The organism is Nostoc sp. DedSLP03, from assembly GCF_034530815.1.
Classification (GTDB): Bacteria; Cyanobacteriota; Cyanobacteriia; order Cyanobacteriales; family Nostocaceae; genus Nostoc.
Window position 1 is genome coordinate 12,666 of sequence record NZ_JAVRCK010000065.1, and the last position, 19,363, is coordinate 32,028.

Annotated in this window: 14 protein-coding genes; 8 read left to right on the top strand and 6 right to left on the bottom strand. The window is 42.8% G+C overall.

From position 1 onward, the window contains the following. The first annotated feature begins 301 nt into the window (after nt 1–301). From RM368_RS26030 to efeB, 8 genes are all read left to right on the top strand, one after another. Entirely contained in the window at nt 302–5,113 is a 4,812-nt protein-coding gene (locus RM368_RS26030; protein ID WP_322696718.1) for a hypothetical protein, read from the top strand. Between the two features lie 375 nt (nt 5,114–5,488). Further along, on the top strand, nt 5,489–5,674 hold the full coding sequence (locus RM368_RS26035) for a tetratricopeptide repeat protein (RefSeq protein ID WP_322696719.1): 186 nt from the start codon (nt 5,489–5,491) through the stop codon (nt 5,672–5,674). 99 nt (nt 5,675–5,773) lie between these two features. Next, the gene (locus tag RM368_RS26040) at nt 5,774–5,929 is read left to right on the top strand and encodes a hypothetical protein (RefSeq protein ID WP_322696720.1); all 156 of its coding nucleotides are present in this window, start codon (nt 5,774–5,776) and stop codon (nt 5,927–5,929) included. Between the two features lie 644 nt (nt 5,930–6,573). Further along, nucleotides 6,574–6,801 carry a hypothetical protein gene (locus RM368_RS26045; RefSeq protein WP_322696721.1) on the top strand — a complete coding sequence of 76 codons (228 nt, stop codon included), beginning with the start codon at nt 6,574–6,576 and terminating at the stop codon, nt 6,799–6,801. Nucleotides 6,802–6,972: 171 nt separating this feature from the next. Further along, nucleotides 6,973–7,419: a C-terminal helicase domain-containing protein gene (locus tag RM368_RS26050; RefSeq protein WP_322696753.1), complete on the top strand. Its 447-nt coding sequence runs from the start codon at nt 6,973–6,975 to the stop codon at nt 7,417–7,419. 127 nt (nt 7,420–7,546) lie between these two features. Continuing rightward, nucleotides 7,547–8,380, top strand: a complete 834-nt coding sequence (gene efeU, locus RM368_RS26055; protein WP_322696722.1) for an iron uptake transporter permease EfeU — start codon at nt 7,547–7,549, stop codon at nt 8,378–8,380. Nucleotides 8,381–8,411: 31 nt separating this feature from the next. Continuing rightward, nucleotides 8,412–9,602, top strand: a complete 1,191-nt coding sequence (efeO, locus tag RM368_RS26060; RefSeq protein WP_322696723.1) for an iron uptake system protein EfeO — start codon at nt 8,412–8,414, stop codon at nt 9,600–9,602. Nucleotides 9,603–9,625: 23 nt separating this feature from the next. Beyond that, the gene (gene efeB, locus RM368_RS26065) at nt 9,626–10,894 is read left to right on the top strand and encodes an iron uptake transporter deferrochelatase/peroxidase subunit (RefSeq protein WP_322696724.1); all 1,269 of its coding nucleotides are present in this window, start codon (nt 9,626–9,628) and stop codon (nt 10,892–10,894) included. Nucleotides 10,895–11,052: 158 nt separating this feature from the next. Here efeB and RM368_RS26070 read toward each other — a convergent pair whose 3' ends face one another. The 6 genes from RM368_RS26070 to RM368_RS26095 all read right to left on the bottom strand — a co-directional run bounded on the left by RM368_RS26070 (nt 11,053) and on the right by RM368_RS26095 (nt 19,236). Further along, nucleotides 11,053–11,283, bottom strand: coding sequence for a hypothetical protein (locus RM368_RS26070; protein WP_322696754.1), 231 nt, complete (start codon nt 11,281–11,283; stop codon nt 11,053–11,055). A gap of 10 nt (nt 11,284–11,293) precedes the next feature. Then, nucleotides 11,294–12,253, bottom strand: a complete 960-nt coding sequence (locus tag RM368_RS26075) for a ParM/StbA family protein (RefSeq protein WP_322696725.1) — start codon at nt 12,251–12,253, stop codon at nt 11,294–11,296. Between the two features lie 323 nt (nt 12,254–12,576). Then, nucleotides 12,577–13,170 (bottom strand): hypothetical protein, encoded by a 594-nt coding sequence (locus tag RM368_RS26080; protein WP_322696726.1) that lies wholly within the window; start codon nt 13,168–13,170, stop codon nt 12,577–12,579. A 476-nt stretch (nt 13,171–13,646) separates the two neighbouring features. Further along, the gene (locus RM368_RS26085) at nt 13,647–14,147 is read right to left on the bottom strand and encodes a hypothetical protein (protein WP_322696727.1); all 501 of its coding nucleotides are present in this window, start codon (nt 14,145–14,147) and stop codon (nt 13,647–13,649) included. Between the two features lie 6 nt (nt 14,148–14,153). Continuing rightward, nucleotides 14,154–15,041, bottom strand: coding sequence for a ParA family protein (locus RM368_RS26090; RefSeq protein WP_069074076.1), 888 nt, complete (start codon nt 15,039–15,041; stop codon nt 14,154–14,156). Nucleotides 15,042–15,363: 322 nt separating this feature from the next. Beyond that, nucleotides 15,364–19,236, bottom strand: a complete 3,873-nt coding sequence (locus RM368_RS26095) for a strawberry notch-like NTP hydrolase domain-containing protein (RefSeq protein ID WP_322696728.1) — start codon at nt 19,234–19,236, stop codon at nt 15,364–15,366. Nucleotides 19,237–19,363: the final 127 nt, after the last annotated feature.

Consider the following 19,363-nt stretch of genomic DNA (forward strand, 5'->3'; position numbering starts at 1 on the left):
TTACTTTCCTGGTAAAGAATTCTCATTTGGACACTCAGATGAATACAGCAGCGATGAAGAATTAAAGAATCATCCAGATGGACAGATTTTATTACTGTCTTCTAAGACTCGTTTACTTTATGGAGATAAAGAATGTTTAGAAACAATTCAAAAAATTTGTCCAGATAGTAAAGACCGTGGGGCTTATGGTTCAATCTTCCTTGGGCCTTGTAAAAATGCAATTCACGAAAAGCTAAACATTCTGGTAGTAGATGATTCTACTGAAAAGGCTGGTGAAAATGGAGGGATATTATCGAATGATTTGGCATATAAATTAGTTGGTGACTGTTATGGGCAGATTTCAACACAACTTTATGACAAAGTAACCTTAAGAGAATCCCAAGCAGATAAAAGCTATCGTGTAATTCAGCATCGATTTGGTTGGGTAGATGGAGTTGGAGAAGATACGACTAAATATCGCTTTGGCAAAGGAACACTCCGACCATACAGACTAGATAGAATAAAATATGCAGATACTAAAAATGAACCAAAAATCGATATAATTCTTCCTGTGAGCAGTTTTAAGGGAACAGACAAGGATAGACCCAAAGGCCCTACTAAACCTCAAATTCAACCAGGATTATATCAGCAAAATATTTGGTTAGCTGAAAAAGGGCAATCTCAACAAGGTCAGATGTCTATCTCCCAACTGCTGGCATCTTTCCCTCACGGGCTTAAAGATTTTATTGAGGAACTAGAGGTACAAGCTCAAAGATTAGCCTCTATTCAAGATGACCCAAGAATTGTTGGTGCTTACTATTGTGAAAGATATGAAAAACGTAAAGAATCATTGAGCCAAAAGAAGTTAAAAACAGGCGAAGTCACAAATCTTGAAACAGATATTAAAAACTTAGGGACAAATGATGACTTAGATGCAGATCAGGAGTTAGATGATGACCCCGCCAAAGATGACTTGTTCATGTACCAACTCATTAAAGCTGATTTACTTGGGCATCAGCAGCTTTTAGAAACTGAGAAAGTTAAACAGGAATTAAGTCGGTTTGTACAAAGTGAGTGGCGAGATATTGCTATTGGGAAAACGCTTACTTTTGACCGAGGAATGATTATTCCCTCCAAGGAACTCAAAAATGGTGAAATTTGTGTCCCTTGGCTGAAGCAAGAGGAAAAGGTTCTTAACTTTCGCTCCCCTTTCCTCAACTCTAATGGTTTGTGTGTCTCTACTAATAAACACGTTGAAGACCGTGTTGCTCCAGATGGTAAATCTTTGCAAGGCATAATTGTAGTCAATGACGAAGACCACAAGCGCATACAGCAAAGAATCACAGAGCTAGAAGCACTCTTGGTTGATGTTGATTTTATAGATCCAGCAGAAACCGAATCAGAACGCCAAGCACGAGACTACGATGGTGATTGCATTGGTGTGGCAAAAGCCAGCTTATATCCCAATTTAACGGCAGAGGCAGAGCGAAGAAACCTTCCTCAAAACGCCTATTCGCCCACGGTTAAGCTCAAAAAACAGTCATTTTATGATCCCACCGATGGAAGTCAGCCCCCTTTTGAAAAAATCGCTATTCACATGAGCGATAGCATCAGCGTGGGCATAATCAACAATCAAGTTACTGCGCTAGAAGCATTAGAATCGGAAATCGAGGTACTTAAAACTTATGGTACCTTAGAACAGCAATCAACTTATTTAGACCAAGTATCTAAGCGCTATCAAAGTTTATTTGAACAGGAACATGGCGAGAAGCCCAAACCAATTAGAGCAGAGTACAAGCCTTTCATGCAATCTGTTGTAGCTCTAGCAGAGAATCCTAACAGAACGCCAGATATTATTCAGCAGGCGATGGATGCTAATCGGCTGATGTACCGAGAAATGATTGGTGAGGGGTGTTATCAAAACCAAATAGCAGTTGATCTATTCAAAAGCGCTAAAAAACCTGAGATGGATAAAATCCGGGAGAACAGCCGCTACTTATATCGTGATGTTAATTATATTAAAGATAAGAAATCTTCGTCAGTTTATTTAAGCACGGGGATAACACCAAAGGGTTACTCACCAGTAGAATTATTAATTAGCCAAACTAATAAATATTTCCAAGAATCACAGTTAGAATCGCGCCCCATCGTCCAGTTTAAAGACTTGTTCAAAAGAGTAGAATTTACACCACAACAAAGATTTGCAGCGATCGCCGCCAAGTACGAGTTTGATCTGAAGTTCAACGCTGCGGTACGTATGGAGCGACGGCGGGAAACCGAGAAAGGGCCATCAGCAATCATCCAAACTCCACAGTCTTGCCAACTCGAAATTACCAATCTCACCCATTACGAACATCCTCTGATTTGGAAAGCCCAAACGTTGAACATTCGCCTAGACGAAATACCAGAGAAATGGCGAACTAAAGAACGCCCTCATAAATTATTAGCAGTTGCACAAATCAATGGTGAGATTGGGGAGGATAAGAAACCCGCCTACCGCAACCTGGGGACAGTTAGCCAACAATCTGTGACTGACCACAACCTCAAGGCGGGGATGACCATGCAGGGAGCTAAACTCCTAGAACTAAAACCAGAACTTACTAGAAGCCAAACTAAATTACTTTTCGACAAGGCACAAGAGGCGGCTCTCGCATTTTACGCTTCTATCCCAGAGTCAGAAAAACTTGCTCTATCCGCCGCCGCTTGGAACATCTGTGCATCCCGCCAGGATGAACTTGAAGTTGCAAGAAAAGAAAACGCAAACCCCCAAGCGATGTCTAGCGACAAGCCGCTCCGCGTCTACGCTAAAAAAGTTTCTAATTTTGCCTTCGCTGCTTTCCCTAATGAGATTATCTCTCGCTTAGATAAATTGCAATTTACCGAACCGAAGTTAGTCACACTGAATAATGAAGCGAATCATTTTTTGGGTCGAGAATGGAATCCAACCGAAAAACATCCTATAGAAATCAGAGCTTCTCACCACCCAGTCGGACATGAACGCCATGTTTCCAGGCTAATGTTTGTCTGCGATAGTGACGGCGAATATAAGGAATTCGCCATGCTTGAAACCAGAACTGCACAGCTTCCCATTGGTACGAAAGCGCTCTCTTGTATGGTTGGGGTAGAACCTGCCACAGCATCAGCAACTATTGGACTACCAGGAAACGAGCCGGTTGAAATTACTATCCGTGAACTCAAGAACTTCTCTTATGCAGGACTTGTTTTTAACGCCGAATCCGTAAACTTAGAATTTGGCACTGTACCGGTGACTGATAAAACAGTAAAAATCAAACTTGATGGCAAAACTCTGGGTGAGTTAGACAGTGATTCTACCCAACAGTTAAAACAAATTGATTACCTGAAAAGTGGTAATCCTCTAAAATTAAAGCTCACGTCAATCTCTGAAACTGGAGATCAAGCTTTTGTCCTGGGTGAATCTCCCAATGGAAATCTCCTCAAAATTAATAAAATTAACTTTTATGATTTTTCTGGTCAGACATTCAATGATCAAGATTATCGAAAACTGACTATTGAAATCTCAGCTTCTAAAACTAGAGATGCTGTGTTTTTGAATGGTGAACCTCTGGGAGTATTGCACTTCAAAAAAGATAAAGACGCGCTCAGACAACTTGGATTGCTCAAAACCGGAAAACTTACATCCGCCGACGCTATCATTGAAAGTAATTTTTCTGTTATTTGCGCTCAAATTGACCCTAATACCGTTGAATATCCCCAGAAGTGGACGAAGGAATTTCAGGCTTTTGGAACTCAATCGGTTAATTCTGAACAACAAGAGATGATTGAGAGTAGTGCGAATATTCTACATCAGATTAAAGAGCGCCCTACTTTCTTATTTTCGACAGAATCAAACAAAAAACTTGGAGTCATGGGCTTGGCTGTTGACAACCAGAAAGCTGAGACTGTGACTAAATGGTTAACTGCTCAAAAAGTTGAATGGCAGCAAGTACCAATAGAAGATGTTATCAGGGAAACTAAAAAAGGTCTAGCAGTATTTCACTTAGTCAGCAGTTCAATTCCCCCCAAAACTTTGGAGAACATGACCAAGAAATTTGGGTCAATTATTGAATCGGATAGTGACTATCAACAAAGAGTTAATTCTCTCGCCACACGACCGCAGTTTTTGAAACCACCAGAACAATCAGCACAATCCCCGCCTCAACAAAGCGCTCAATACCACCCGAACCAAGAGGTTCAAAATCTCGCCGTCGCCTCTCCTGTCATCAAAGGCAAACCGATTCCGATGAACTACCCTTTAATGATGCATGGTGAGCCGAACCCACTACCTGTAAATAGTTGCATTGATGCGATGAGAGGATATGGTCGAACTCATACCACCAGAGCTTATCAACCATACAAACAGTATGGGTTTAAGGAAGGGGATATTGCTCTGGCGACAGGCATTGATAAGCAAGTCGCCTTTCGAGTGGGTAAGCAGTATCAAATCACACCTGATATGATTGCTGACCCCGTTTATCAACAGCAGTGGGCTGACATGGAAAAGCACTCACCCAAAGCATTACCAGAACTGTTCAAGGGCAAAGGGCAGGTCTGGGGACTACATCTTGAACCCTTGGGGGATTATGTGGAGGGTTTTATAGTCCCGTTTCCTGAACCACAAAACAGAGCCGCACCTAATCAAACAGTCCAAACTCAATCAGTTACTATTGATGATTTGAGAAATTGGTACAATGCCGCAGATAAGTTGGGGAAGTCGGAAAATTACAAAAAACGCATTGTAGAAGTTGCAAATGGGTTTAAAGCTGGTGAGCAATTATCAGCCCAAGCGTTGACAGTAATGAATCAAGATACATTTGAGCTTGAAGCCATCAGTCGGCTGACTCAAATTGCTCAAAGGATTGGCATGGTTTGGGGTAAGTCTGATGAAAATGGTACTAAAGTTCAAGGGAAGATTTATGACTTGGCTTTCAATACCCAGCAGAGAGATTTAACTATTTTGCAGAAAAATGGGGAGGTAATTTTAAAATTGCAATCTGGCAAGGTGCAGACTAATAAAGTAACTCCACAGATATTGCAAACTTTTGAAGATGCTAATACTCAAATTGATAAAATACTAGCTAAATCTCAAACACAACAAATAGACTTACAAAGATAGATTTATCCTAAGAGGATGTTTGAAAAGTCATTCAACGTATGTTTGACTACCCTGGCTATCGAGAAGTTGAAACGAGAGAATGAGGGTTTTATGACTTGCGATCGGTTTTCTGAGTTGCATTTAAGGCTCAAACTGACACTTTTCAAACAACCTCTAAGACTTCTTGCATAAGTCGGGAAAAGGGAAAGGGGGAAAGGGGAAAGGGGAAAGGTTCTGTATTTTCCCCTTTCCCTTTAACCTTTACCCTTTTCCCCCTCTTGCAAAAAGCACTTTTGCAAGAGGTCTCTAGAATAGCCTTTTTAAGCAATAGAAATGGAGGAAAGCACTATGGAAACAGCTAATTTAGAGCAAGCATAGGTTTCTTATAATCAAGGTTTGGCATATATAAAGTCAGGCAATTTAGATGCAGTTATTGAGTGCTTTAGAGAAGCATTACTACTTAATCCTAATTTTGCTGAAGTTCACAATACTATAGGACTAATTCAGTTTCAAATCGAAAAATACGAAAATGCGATATACATCAATTATTTCCTTTGCTGGTGCGATCGCAACGGGCAGTAGTGGCTGGCGACCCCCAACAAATTGAGCCAATCGTTAACATGAGCGACGATACCATCAAACAATATCTGAAAACTGCTTTTCTTTCTAGGGGCATGGGGAATGAAGACTACTATCGCTATGCCCCCACTGCCAAATACACTGCTGTGGTTTTACCCAAAACTTGGACAAAAAGGACAGGATATAGTTCACGACGTAGGTGGTCAAGATATAGGTTCTTGTCAGATTTTGGTGATCATTGAAAGTCACGCACTTTAAGGCAGAAGGCAGACGGCAGACGGCAGAAGGTTTTAAGACGTTTTGTTATCCGAGCGTGGGACTTGTGACCAAAACTGGCGATCGCTTACGGCTTTCTGGTGATGCAGATGTTCTAAAATCCAAGCAAAGCTTCAATTGTGGGAATTTTTTCTTCCTCCTTCCTTCTGCCTTCTGCCCTCTGCCCTCTGCCTTCCCCCAACCGAGATCACCAAAAGTTGCCAAGAACCAAGATATACTTCAAACCTATGATTCGAGTTTAAAAAACCTGAAATTTAGCTACAGCAAGTAATCTAGCTCAAAAAATTGCACACAGAGCGATCGCCATTTTTGACCGTTAAAGATGTGTGCTATGAGTGCGATCGCTAATCATTGATGAGGAGCTAAAAGTGTTTTTGGCGTTTTTGAACTATTTATTGACTGTTTGAAGCATAACTTATGCCGAAAGTTGAATATATTGGATGAAATTGGAGTATGAGGATACTCGTTTTTTTGAAAATGCAGTAAACCCTACTTTTGGTCGTATTATGATTCATAAATTAAACTTGCAGTCATTATTTGATTCACAACATGAGATGTTGATTGTTTGAAAGTCTTGAAATTACGTTAACTTTCTGTCAGTTTATGATTCAAAATCTGGCCATTTTTTGGGTAAAAGCATAACTGCCACTGCTTATCATCGCGCTGCTGGTGCTAGTGGCACAGAATCCGACTTGGGCAACGGCATTATTCTCTCTAATCATTACCGTTGCACCCCACCCATTATTCAGTTTTGCAGCCCCAACTATCCCGGTGGTCTGCAAATCCTTTCAGATTATGACCAGAGTGCAACAGTTAAGCATCTGCTGGCTTACCTGACTTTTTACGGTATGTGAAAAAGGTCATTTTGATGCTTTCCCAAGCCCTGATTTTTCCGTTAGCTATTCTCATTAAATCAAAGTTATTGAGAATCAGCCTGTGGAAAAAGCTACGCTTTTTGAGGGCTTGAGGACTTCCCGTGAAAAGTCAGGCTGGCTTACCACGTTGAGGGAAGCCATTTAAATCACATCAATCCCGAAGAAATCGATGCTGTAGAAACTGCGATCGCGTCCTTGCTGAAGCATGGCTATTCTATTGGCTCGGATGACAACTGTAAGACAATTGGGGTGATGTCGCCGTTTTCACAGCAAGCTAACGCGCTCAAGTATCGACTCTCTAACCGTTGGCGAAACTTTTCTTGGGATGATATTGGCACAGTTCATAATTTTCAAGGTGGGGAGAAAGCAGCTATTATCTTTTCTGCTTACCAGTGTCACCAAGAGTATAGTTTTTGGTTCCTCAACCGCAAACCTAATTTACTCAATACTGCCGTTAGTAGGGCAAAGGAATTGTTTGTGTTGGTGGGTAATCTCAGGGAACTAGAATTAGCAGGAGGTGAAACCAAGCGGTTAGTTGAACATATTCGGCTACATGGTGAAATTAATTTACAGTCTGCAATATTTGACAGACCGTAAATTCAACAAAAAATTTATGCTTCCAGGATTTTAGAGATTTTTTGACTCCCAATTATATACAAATGTTCTCAAGTAAGTTATTATTCTCATCATGATTTGATAGTAATTATAATTAATAAGGTTATCCATGCTTTTTCCCTTCTTGATCATGTTCCGAGAGGGCGTTGAAGCTGCGCTTGTCGTGGGCATCATTGCCAGTTATCTCAAGCAAACTGGGCGTACCCAGTTGATGAAGTCAGTCTGGATTGGTATCGCACTGGCGACTTTTTTTTGTCTACTTGCTGCAATTATTTTGCAAATAACTAGCCAGGATTTTCCACAACAAGAACAAGAATTATTTGCAGCAGTAATTTCCATCGTCGCAGTTGGGGTTCTAACCTGGATGGTTTTTTGGATGCGCCGTGCTGCTCGTTCTATTAAAGGCGAGTTACAGTCCCAAATTGAAACGGCTATTCAGTCGGGCGATAAATGGGGTATAGCACTAGTGGGGATGGCATTCTTCGCTGTGCTGCGGGAAGGTTTGGAAACAGTAGTGTTTCTACTGGCAACATTCCAGCAACATTTGGGACTTCAAGCCCCAATGGGAGCATTATTTGGATATGCAGCAGCAGTAGCCGTCGGTATAGGCATTTACCAAGGTGGTATCCGCATCAATCTGAGGCGATTTTTTAAATGGACAGGAGCTTTCATTATCCTGGTTGCTGCTGGACTCTTAGCAAGTGGGGTGAGAGCTTTCCATGAAGCCGGAGTGTGGAATTTACTGCAAACAGTGGTATTTGATGCTAGCGGGGTAATTCCCAATAACGGGTTTTTAGGTTCACTTTTGGCGGGATTTTTTGGATATAACGATGCCCCTACTGTGAGCGAGGCGATCGCCTATTTTGGCTATCTAATTCCTACCATGTTGCTGTTCTTCTTGGGGGATAACGCTGGACAGAAAAGTACAGCAAGGCATTCCTAGCTACTTCAATAACTTTTAGGAAAATACAACAATGAAAAATCTTTTAAAGCACTCAACAATTATCTGTCTAATTGCCTTGACAATAGCTGCCTGTGAATCCAACAAATCAAGTGATACTTTGGGGAGTAATCCTCCAGAAGCGAAAGTAGCCAGTGATACTTCTAGCAGCAATCCTGCCGAAATTGCCTTGACTGTGACTGATAAAGGTTGTGAACCTAATCAGCTGACACTGACATCTGGACAAAACAGCTTTGTAATTACCAATAAAAGCAGCCAACCTTTGGAGTGGGAAATTTTGTCTGGGGTGAAAGTCATAGAAGAACGGGAAAATATTGCTCCTGGCTTCGTTCAAAAACTCAAAACCAATCTAGAACCGGGTGAGTATCAGATGGCTTGCGGTTTACGCAGCAATCCCAAAGGAACGCTCACAGTGAAAGCAGGAGTTGCAGATTCTCAAGCCAAAGGGAATGTAGATCAGGGTAAATTAGTAGGTGCGATCGCAGAATATAAAGTCTACGTCACTAAAGAAACTGACCAACTGATGGCAGATAACAAGACCTTCACAGATGCCGTGATTGCTGGCGACCTTCTTAAAGCTCAGAAACTCTATGCCTCTACCCATGTTCACTGGGAACGTGCAGAACCGATAGCTGAATTATTCTCCGACCTCGATAAAACGATGGATTCCCGTGCTGATGACTTTGCTAAAAAAGAGGCTGACCCGCAATTCACTGGATACCATCGCATAGAGAAAGCTTTATTCCAGGACAAAACTACAAAAGGCATGAAACCCTTTGCTGAAAAGCTACAGAAAGATGGACTGGAACTGCAAAAGCGCATTGCTACCTTGACCATTGAACCAAAAAATATGGTTGGCGGTGCTGCTGGCTTGATTGAAGAAGTGGCTGCTACCAAAATTTCTGGAGAAGAAGACCGTTATAGCCATACTGACCTATGGGACTTCAGCGCTAATGTAGAGGGTTCCCAAAAGATTGTGGAGTTATTGCGCCCTGTCATCCAAAAAGCCAACCCAGATTTACTAGCGCGTGTGGATGCTAACTTTACCAAAGTTAATCAAGGACTTGCAAAATACAAAACCCCCGATGGTGGTTTTGCTACCTACGACAAGGTAAGTGAAACAGACAAGAAAGATATGAAAACAGCGATCGCTGCTCTTTCTGAAGATTTGTCTCAACTGCGCGGTACTTTGGGCGTTAACTAATTTTATTCCTAGAAAAGTAAACTATGTCAAGTTCGGAGCAACCAAGTTTACGTATTACTCCCCGCATCAGCCGTCGTGACTTGCTGATTGGTATGGCAGCAGCAGGTGGAGTAGCAGCTTTGACCAGTTTGGGTTATCGCACTCTTTCGGAAACTGCTGAAGACCCATCTGAAGAGACTGTGCCATTTTTTGGTATTCACCAAGCAGGTATTATCACCCCTGTCCCGGCTTCTGCTCTGATGGTGGCATTTGACACAACAGCTAAAACCAAACCGGATTTGGTGCGCTTGTTTCAAACCTTGAGCGATCGCATTCAGTTTCTCATGGCAGGGGGAACACCCAAGCTACGCGACCCCAAATTTCCACCCAGTGATTCGGGAATTCTTGGTTCTGTAGTGGTTCCCGATAACCTTACCATCACCCTAGCAGTGGGTGACTCACTCTTCGATAACCGTTTTGGACTTGGGAAATTAAAACCCAAGCGGTTAAACACCATGCCAGGTTTTCCCAATGACCAACTTGACCCGAATTTGTGTCATGGGGATATACTGCTACAATTTTGTGCCAACACAGAAGAAGCGAACATCCACGCTTTGCGGGATATTATTAAGAATCTGCCTGATTTGATAACTCTGCGTTGGCAAATAGAGGGATTTCTACCACCTAATACTCATAAAAAGCTTGGCAAAACCACAGTGCGTAACCTGCTTGGTTTCAAAGATGGCACAGCAAATCTAGATGCTAGCGATGATAAATTGATGAACCGGATTGTTTGGGTAAAGCCAAACAACGGCGAACCAGCTTGGACAGTAGGGGGAAGCTATCAAGTTGTGCGGGTAATCCGTAACTTAGTCGAACGCTGGGATCGTACACCACTACAGGAGCAACAGACAATTATTGGACGCAGTAAGGATTCTGGCGCACCCTTGGGGATGAACCACGAGAAAGATATTCCCAATTATGCTCAAGATCCCAAAGGTCTACAAATCCCTTTAGATGCTCATATCCGCCTTGCTAATCCACGCAAATCAGAGTTAGGTTTGATTCTGCGGCGTGGTTTCAACTATTCACGCGGGTTTGACAAAGCCGGACATTTAGATATGGGTTTGTTGTTTGTCTGTTTTCAGGCTGACCTAGAAAAGGGCTTTGTAACGGTGCAAAATCGCTTGATTGGGGAACCTTTAGAGGAGTATATTCGCCCCATTGGTGGTGGATATTTCTTCGCTTTACCTGGTGTCAAAGCTGTAGGAGGTTATCTCGGTCAGTCATTACTAGAAGCATCAATGGTGTAGATTTATTGGCATTTTCTTTTTGCTGTTCAGTCACACCCAAATTGCTTCGATGATATATCGCGCTTCGGGACGATAGCGGCTCTTATGCCAAACTCGAAATTCTCTTTAGTAAAGTAAGAGTGCATACTTTCCTCAAAAAAAAGTTCCGTGAAGCATTGTCATCTCTGTCGTGAGTGAGTTGTTTGGCAACTTGAACAAATCCACTCACGGATACTTAAATTCAGGAGTGCAGGTAATCCAGCCTTGATGAAAACAAAATAGCAATCAACTATAAAGTAAAGCGTGTCCAGGTAGCTTTTATCTAGTTTTTGCGATTCTGCAAATATGCGCTCTCGGTAATTATCTTTAAGGCGAACTTTTTCCGGTGCTAAGTCTTTTTTATCTGCCATTGTTATAACTTTACTTAAGAGATGTAGTAGTTGGATTCTTGGCAGAAATGGTCTTTGCCATCTCTAAAAGCCCAGAGACATTGGCTTCTACCGGATTGTCCAGGATTTTGAAGCCGTTTTTCTCCAACAGCTTTTTAAATCCGGGTAACAGGCAACCTCCACCAATCGCCCAGATTTCATCCCCCTGATGCTTGGCATCCAGTGTCAGATTCACCACTTTCTTCAAGTATTTTTCATACCAATCTTTCAAACAAGCGCTGTAAACATCTTTGATATCGATGTCACGGCTGTACCTGGTATGCCCCATTTCCAAACAAAATCGGATTTTGGAAGCATCCCCAATTTTTCCTCCATTCAAATGTTTCATTTTTTGGGAGATATCATCGATGAGAACTTCTACACCGATGGGGTAAGCAGTGTGAACTTCTCGCTGACCCCGGTTGTAACGAGAATACAGGGTTGTTCCATTGCCAAAGTCTAAAATGGTTAATTTTTTCGGTAGTGGATGCCCAAATAATGCACCCATACCCTCTAGTACAACTTTCAGCACTTCTACTTTCACGTCTGATTGTTTGCCAGCAAGTATTGGCTGATATTCTCCGTTTAGTACTTTTTGCAATTCGTCAGCTAGACCAACGTCATGTAAGCTGACAACTAATTTTAAGTGCCAAGCCTTACGGTGTGGTAGATGTGCCAATGCACCCAGTAAAGTCAGCAACGCGTTGTTGACTTTATTTTCATTATTATCGGTATTCCGGTCAAAATAATTTCCTGTCCTGTAAGCGGACTCTCCAACTGTATAAGCACTACCGTTAAAAACTACACGCCCTGGTACATCCTCCATTTCAGCATTGGTTATATAGCTGGGGACACGAACTACTTCAAATCCTTCGACTAAAAGTTTGAGACTTCCGTAACCGTTATCGAAACCCGCAGGAAAAATTTTTTGTAAGGTGTGAATGTTTGACATCTGCTCCAAGTAATACACTTTGAGAAAGTGAAAATTATCTGTTCCAGTAATCTGCAAGAGCAAGAAAAAGAAGAATAAAATAACTTCACCCTTATTTTCCCAACTCAAGAGCTTATCATAACCCCTTGGGGGCTAAATGGGGTATAAAATGTCAGTCAGTCAAATGTACCCTAATTAGCACCTATATATACCCTATATGGGGGTCAAAATGTTACCAAAGTCCTGAACTATTGTTGGGGTATATATGGGGGCTATATATACCCCATGAGCAATTTTCAAAATCTTCCCATATAACGAATTAAAAAGAGCAGTCGATGCATATTTTACTTTTCTGCCCAAGGTGAAGGTATCGCCGTAATCGAAAGTACTTCCCTTGCTTGCAGCCTAATCGCTGTTTGCTCACAGTTAGGGCATTTTACCTTTGTGAAAATCACCGAAGGTCGTCCTTTGTACTCGCCCATTAGGGGATCTCCGGTGTACTCGCTGATTATCCCCTGTTGGCAGTGATAGCACTCGAATATCACACGTCCTACCTCCAAGTTGCAATCCAGGAATTGCATGTGCTGACAGGGTTCTGGCGGTAATTCTGGTTCTTCGAGGCGGTCTTGAAAGGGTATATAAGGTTTGGTTGCTGGTGGTGAATCTATCTTTTTCTTGTTGCGCTTGCCAGTCACCTGCGGCTCAACTTTTGGCGGCTCTAGGGGTTTTTCCTCGACAGGGGGATGGCCAGGCTGTTGACCAGTTGTGAGTTCTTCCGACAACTTGTCATCAGCCGGGGTAGGGCTAAATAACTTTTGTTTCTCTGTCGGTTTAGATGCGTTCTCAGTTGACTGAGCTATTGTTTTTGGGACTGCATGAACAGCAGTCGTTTCCACTATATCTTGGGATAATTCTACTTGAGCATCACTATTGAGCAATTCCTGTGCTATTGGTTAATTAGCCGCAGGGATGTGCTTAATCAGTTTTTGTTGTGTTGGCTTGGGTGGTCGCTTAGTAGATTCCATTCTGCCTTTAAAATATCAATTAAAAGTAATTTCCTTTACAATACTAGCTAGCTTTCATCCTATATCGCGTTATCGCGATGATTAAGTAACGCAAGGTTAACCCTTTTGAGCGTAATACTGGGAATAGGGAGTGATGCGGCTTTCATCCTATATCGCGTTATCGCGATGATTAAGTAACGTAAGGTTAACCCTTTTGAGCGTAATACTGGGAATAGGGAGTGATCTAGCTATCACTCTATATCGCGTTATCGCGATGATAGAGTCGAGATCGCTGGTTCTAATTGGTTAGCCTTAATAAAGTTTTTTTAGTTAAACAAAGATAACAGTAGAAATCAGGTTTGACTTTCTCTGTATATCGCGTTATCGCGATGATTAGTTAACGGTGAGTATCAATCAAGTGGTGGTGTTTTAGAAAGAGCATCTGAGATGATTTGTGCAAGCTTATACTCAAACTCAGCCAGAGCTAATGGATCACCATTTGGTGGGCGCTCTAGCTTTTCTGAGTGACTAGCTTGTGCAATAATCTCTTTCTGCGCGTGTCGAAGAATTGTCATGCAAGACCTTAATACATGACTAAGCTTGAGAGGAGTTTCTAGTTCCTCGGCAAGGCGAGAGACGAATCGTTCAATTTCCCTTTCCTCAGATTTAGTCAAAAGTACTCGCTTCTCTCGACTTAATTTTTCGATTACAGGTTCCGGTTGTATTGGTGGAGATTGTTGAGGGTCAAGAGTTATTTGCTCCGATAAAGTTGAATCTCTCACAGATAGAGCAGCAGTATTATCTGAAACTGAAGTTGTTTCCTCTGAATCTGAACCCCTGAGAACAGACCGTACCAATGCTTCGTCTACTGGGCGGTAGGGTTTTTCATTTCCTGAAACACGTTTAGCCATTGGTAACTACTTTTTGCCTCGCTTTGTTGAAACAGCAGATTTTATAGTAGATGTTGTAACTGGTTCTTCAAACTCAGCAATACGAGCTTCTATTTCCTTAGCCAGCTTACGATATTGGTTTGTGACTTTGTGGTTTGGTGCAGTTTGGAAAATTGTCTTCCCTAACTTTTGGGACTGAGGTACAACCGTAGAACGGCTGATGAGTGTATCAAATTTTAAAGACTTACTACCATCAGAAAAAAGTTTCTCGACATATTCAGTTAGAGAACTAGCTAATATAGTTCTGCTATCTACACAACAAAGAATTACTCCTAACAAACGTAAATTCGGGTTGCCGTAACGTTGAGCGCCTTGAATATCAGTTAAAGCATCATTAAGTCCTGCGATAGCAAATGGGTCAGGAGTGGCTGAAAGAATAAACCAGTCAGCCGACTTATAGGCTGCAATTGTTGGTGTAGTTGCATTAGGCGCTGTATCAAGAAAGATGTAATCATACATTCCAGCAAGCTTGCGTAAAGGATTAATCAAAACATCTTGAGTAACCAAAAACTTATCTCTAGCTGCGAGTGCTTGATCTATCTTTTCTAGATTTCGACGAGCTGCAATCAAATGAATATTTTTAGGTAACTCTACTCCATCATCAGGGGTAATGATTACATCTGTTGGTTCTTCTTCCCCAGTCAAAACTTCAAAAGTACCAAGGAAGCTTTCGCTAGGAATTCCTAAATGCCGGGTAGCTCCCTGGTTCATATCTAAATCGAATATTAGGCATCGCCTTCCCATTTCACCTAAAGCAGTTGCAATATGAATCAGGTTACTAGTTTTTGCAACTCCTCCCTTTTGATTGCCCACTGCAATCACTTTAGTTTTTCGTGCTGTTACTTCATGGCTCATGTAAGTGTCCTCAATAACCAGCAAATTTTTATAGCGACTTCGCATTATAGTAATGTCGCGTTATCCGAAACTAGCGTTATGGCAAACTCGCGTTATCGCGATTTAGCAAGTAGGCTAATAGTGCTACTAGAGAAGTAAGATCCTTACCGTACAACAATTTTTCAGTTTTGATAACAAGTTTGTATTATAACAATGTCGCGTTATCCGAAACTAGCGTTATAGTAAACTCGCGTTATCGCGATTAAATAAAAAAAAGAGCTTATTATTTTTTTTAAGGGTAAAAAAGACCCAGATTAAATACCTGGGCCTTTGAAGTTGGGAATTATCCCAAGATTTCAATCACAGCCGCTAGAATAGCTGGGGCTTTGTCTGAAACTGGAATGAATATCCGCTTTTGCCAGTTGATGATCTCGGTAAAACATCCAACAGCTAAGAGTCGCTCTGCCAGTGAGATAGCATTAACCAGTTCTATGCGTGGACGAATCAGCAAAACTCTTGGTACAACTCCACCATCAGCGTCGTAGATACTATGCGTCGGAATTGACACAGCAGCATTACCAGACTTGGAGTTGATCATTAGCCTTCCAAGATATTGAGTGGCGAACTCTAACATCTCGTCAGCAGTTCTGATGTTGTTTCTTTGGGTGCGTTCCACTTTCAAGTAATTGGTGATGCTACCAGTTTGAGTATGAGTATATACAGCTTCCTGGCTCTCAACAGTAAACCGTTCAGCCCGTAAAGTCTCCACCCCCATTTCATAGACACCAGCAGCGATCGCTGCTTCAATCTGCTGACTTAGCAACAACTCAAAACGCTCGAAAATGATGTTTTGCATATCAATGCGTAAAGCCAGCAGTCGGTTAAGGAATTGGCGCAGGGGTGGGAGATCGATTTTCATGCCGCCTTCGTGGGAAGTGAGCGAGAGTCCAGTCATTTGCTCAAAAGTCCCTAGTGGAACTTCATAAAATCGACCTTGGTATATTTGTCTGAATAATTCATACAGCGCGTGTTCTGCATAGTTCGACTCCAGATTATCTTTAGCCTCAAATATCCCATTGCCACCCGTCTGCCGTTGACCGCGAGTAAGAGCGCCCAAGCTATCGAGCCTTCGAGCGATGGTTGAGATAAAGCGGCGTTCACCGATGACGTTAGTGGTAACAGGTCGGAACACGGGTGCTGATGCTTGGTTGGTTCTGTGCGATCGCCCTAAACCTTGAATTGCATTGTCTGCCCTCCAGCCGGCTTCAAGCAGATAGTGCGATCGCCGTTTACGATTCGCAGCATTTAGATCAGCATGATAACTCCTGCCTGTGCCGCCGGCATCACTGAAAATGAGGATTTGCTTGTCTCCCTGCATAAACGCAGCAGTTTCAGCAATATTCGCGCCACCACCGCGTGAATCCACAAACAAACGTCCAGATTCATCTTTCAGAACTCGTTTACTGCGACCTGTGACTTCAGCCACTTGCTTGTGACCAAAATGCCACAGCAATTGTTCTAATGCGCCGGGGATGGGATCAAGGCTTGCTAACTTATCGACTAACGCATCTCTCAAGGCTACAGCTTCAATAGAAATAACTGGAGAGCCATCAGCGTCAAAGACTGGCTCGGATCTTTCTTCTCCATCCTCGCCAGAATGAATGGAATGCAGATGAATGGGGAAAGCACTCATCAGGTAATCCATAACGTATTCCTGTGGGGTCAAGTCAAGATTGAGATCCTTCCATTCGGAAGCCGTAACTTCATCAAGTCGTCGTTTCAAAAGTTCTTCATTAGTCGAAACTATTTGAATGACAACAGCAAGACCTTGGACTAAATCCTGCTCAATCGCTTTGATTAGGACTGGGCATTTCATCCCGGTCAGCAGATGATTGAAGAATCTCTGTTTATGGCTTTCAAACTGCGACTTAGCAGACATCTTTGCAGCACGGTTGTAAGTTTTGTCACCAGAGATATTACAAGCTTCCAGGGCTTTGTCTAAATTATGGTGAATAACCTGAAAAGCATCGGAATAGCTGTTATAGCTCCGTTCCTGCCTCGGCGTTAAATCAATGTAGAGAGTTTGATACTCAACTCCCTCGAATGAAAGGCTCCGCGCCAGATACAGCCCCAAAGCCTTGAGATCCCTGGCTACGATTTCCATCGCAGCGATACCACCGCCCTCAATGGATTCCACAAAATCCTCACGGGAGGTAAACGGAAAATCTCCAGTCTGCCAAAGTCCCAGGCGATTGGCATAAGATAGGTTGGAAACCTTCGTCGCTCCAGTAGCAGAAACGTAGATAACCCGTGCCTGTGGTAATGCGTTTTGCAACCTCAGCCCAACAATGCCTTGTTGGGATGCTGCAACCATGCCCAGTTTACCCTCTTGCGCCATTGCATTGCCCATACTGTGGCATTCGTCGAAAGCGATCGCTCCCTCAAAGCCTGCTCCTGCCCATTCAACGATTTGCTTAAGCCGACTTTTACCTCCCTTTTGAGAACGTAGAGTTGAGTAAGTGCAGAACAGAATGCCTTGGGTGAAGGGAATTGGATCGCCAAGCTTAATGTTGCTCAGGTTAATGATATCTTTCTCACTACCTCCGAGCGCACACCAGTCTCTACGGGCATCTTCAATTAAAGCAGAACTTTTGGATACCCAAATGGCTTTAGAGCGCCCCTGACACCAGTTGTCGAGGATGATTCCTGCACATTGTCTACCCTTACCAGCACCCGTCCCATCGCCTAAGAACCAGCCACGACGAAATTTCACAGCATTTTCTGAGCTATTTGCTGCTACAGTCACATTATCCCATGAATCATCGACAATATAAAACCCAGACAGAAATTCACAGTGTGCTTGACCTGCGTAGATGACGCTTTCAAGTTGTGCTTCTGACAACAAGCCTTGTGTGATGATGTTGCGTGGGAGATGTGGTTTGTAAGTTGGAGCCGGTGGTGAGACAAGTGCTAGGGCTGCACTCTCACAAAGCAGTGAGGGATGAGGTAAAGCATCTTTAATTCTGATTCGTTGTGGGCGATAGGTTTCATATAAAGTATCTTTGAGTCCTTCTGTAGCAGACCATTCGACGACTTCGTATTCCAGAATAACCACATCTGGAATTGAAGAAAGTGTTTCTGCTTGAGCTACCACAGAGCGTTTTGGCAATTGAACGACAATTGCCTTCGCAGCAGCTTTGACTTTTTCTGAGCGTTCCCACGGAGATCGCTGTGGCAACTGCTCAATCAACGCCAGCAGTTCGGGTAAGTCCAAGGTTTCTGAAACACAAGGGATTTCGCTGGAGTCAGCCGGAACTTTGTCGATCACTGTAATCCGAGTGTCGATTTGTGTACCATGCTTTGAGTACACCTTGCCGTTAACCCCGACTGACATTAAAACTCGTGCCTTCTCCTGCCACTTAAGGAAAGTCTCTCGCCAGCTTGGGTTAGCTGGAGAAAACCAGTTGGCTGTGATTGTTACCAGCCGTCCACCGTCAGCCAGTCTTTGCAATGCCGAGTTGATGTGGCTCTTAGTTGCGTCGGGGTTGCGACTGTTGATTTTGGGAGATGCAGAGAAAGGTGGATTCATCAGCACAACTGAGGGCTGAGTCTTGCCAACCAGATAGTCGTTAATCTGTTCCGCGTTTACTGAGAATAGTGGAGTGCCAGGAAACAACCGACGCAGAATCTTACTTCTATCGTCGGCTAGCTCGTTTAGCATCAGACTTGCACTGTGCAGTTTAGCCATTTGTGCCAATAGGCCAGTTCCGGCACTTGGCTCCAGCACCAAATCAGTAGCTTGTATAAATCCTGCTTTGGCTACCAGATAAGTAAGCGGCAGAGGGGTGGAGAATTGCTGAAGCTGTACTGATTCTTCACTACGGCGAGTATGCGTCGGGCAGAGGGCTACTAACTTCTCCAATTCCAATAATACTGTTAGCGGCGACTCTAATAAAGGCTTGTAACCTTTTTGACGCAGATATAATATTTGCGCCACTTCCACAGCTTCGTAAGCATCTTTCCACTGCCATGTGCCTTCTGCCGCAGTACCGTGAAAGTGGCGATTCATCTGGGAAGAAACAGTTTTCGTAGAGAGAGGGCGATTATCTATTAAAACTTTTGCAAGCTCTTGGGCAACATTAATAACTGACTGCCCATAATCGATTACTGTTTGCAAATCGAATAAAGAACCTTGAGTGAAAAGTTGCTGTACCATTGCATCACTCACAATATTATTTTTTCACTTTTGCTATGGCGAAGCCTTTCTCTTATTAATAAATGAGGCAAGCAATTGCCTCATTTAAACTTTTGAACCTTCAGATATTTATTCTTCGGTGATCGGA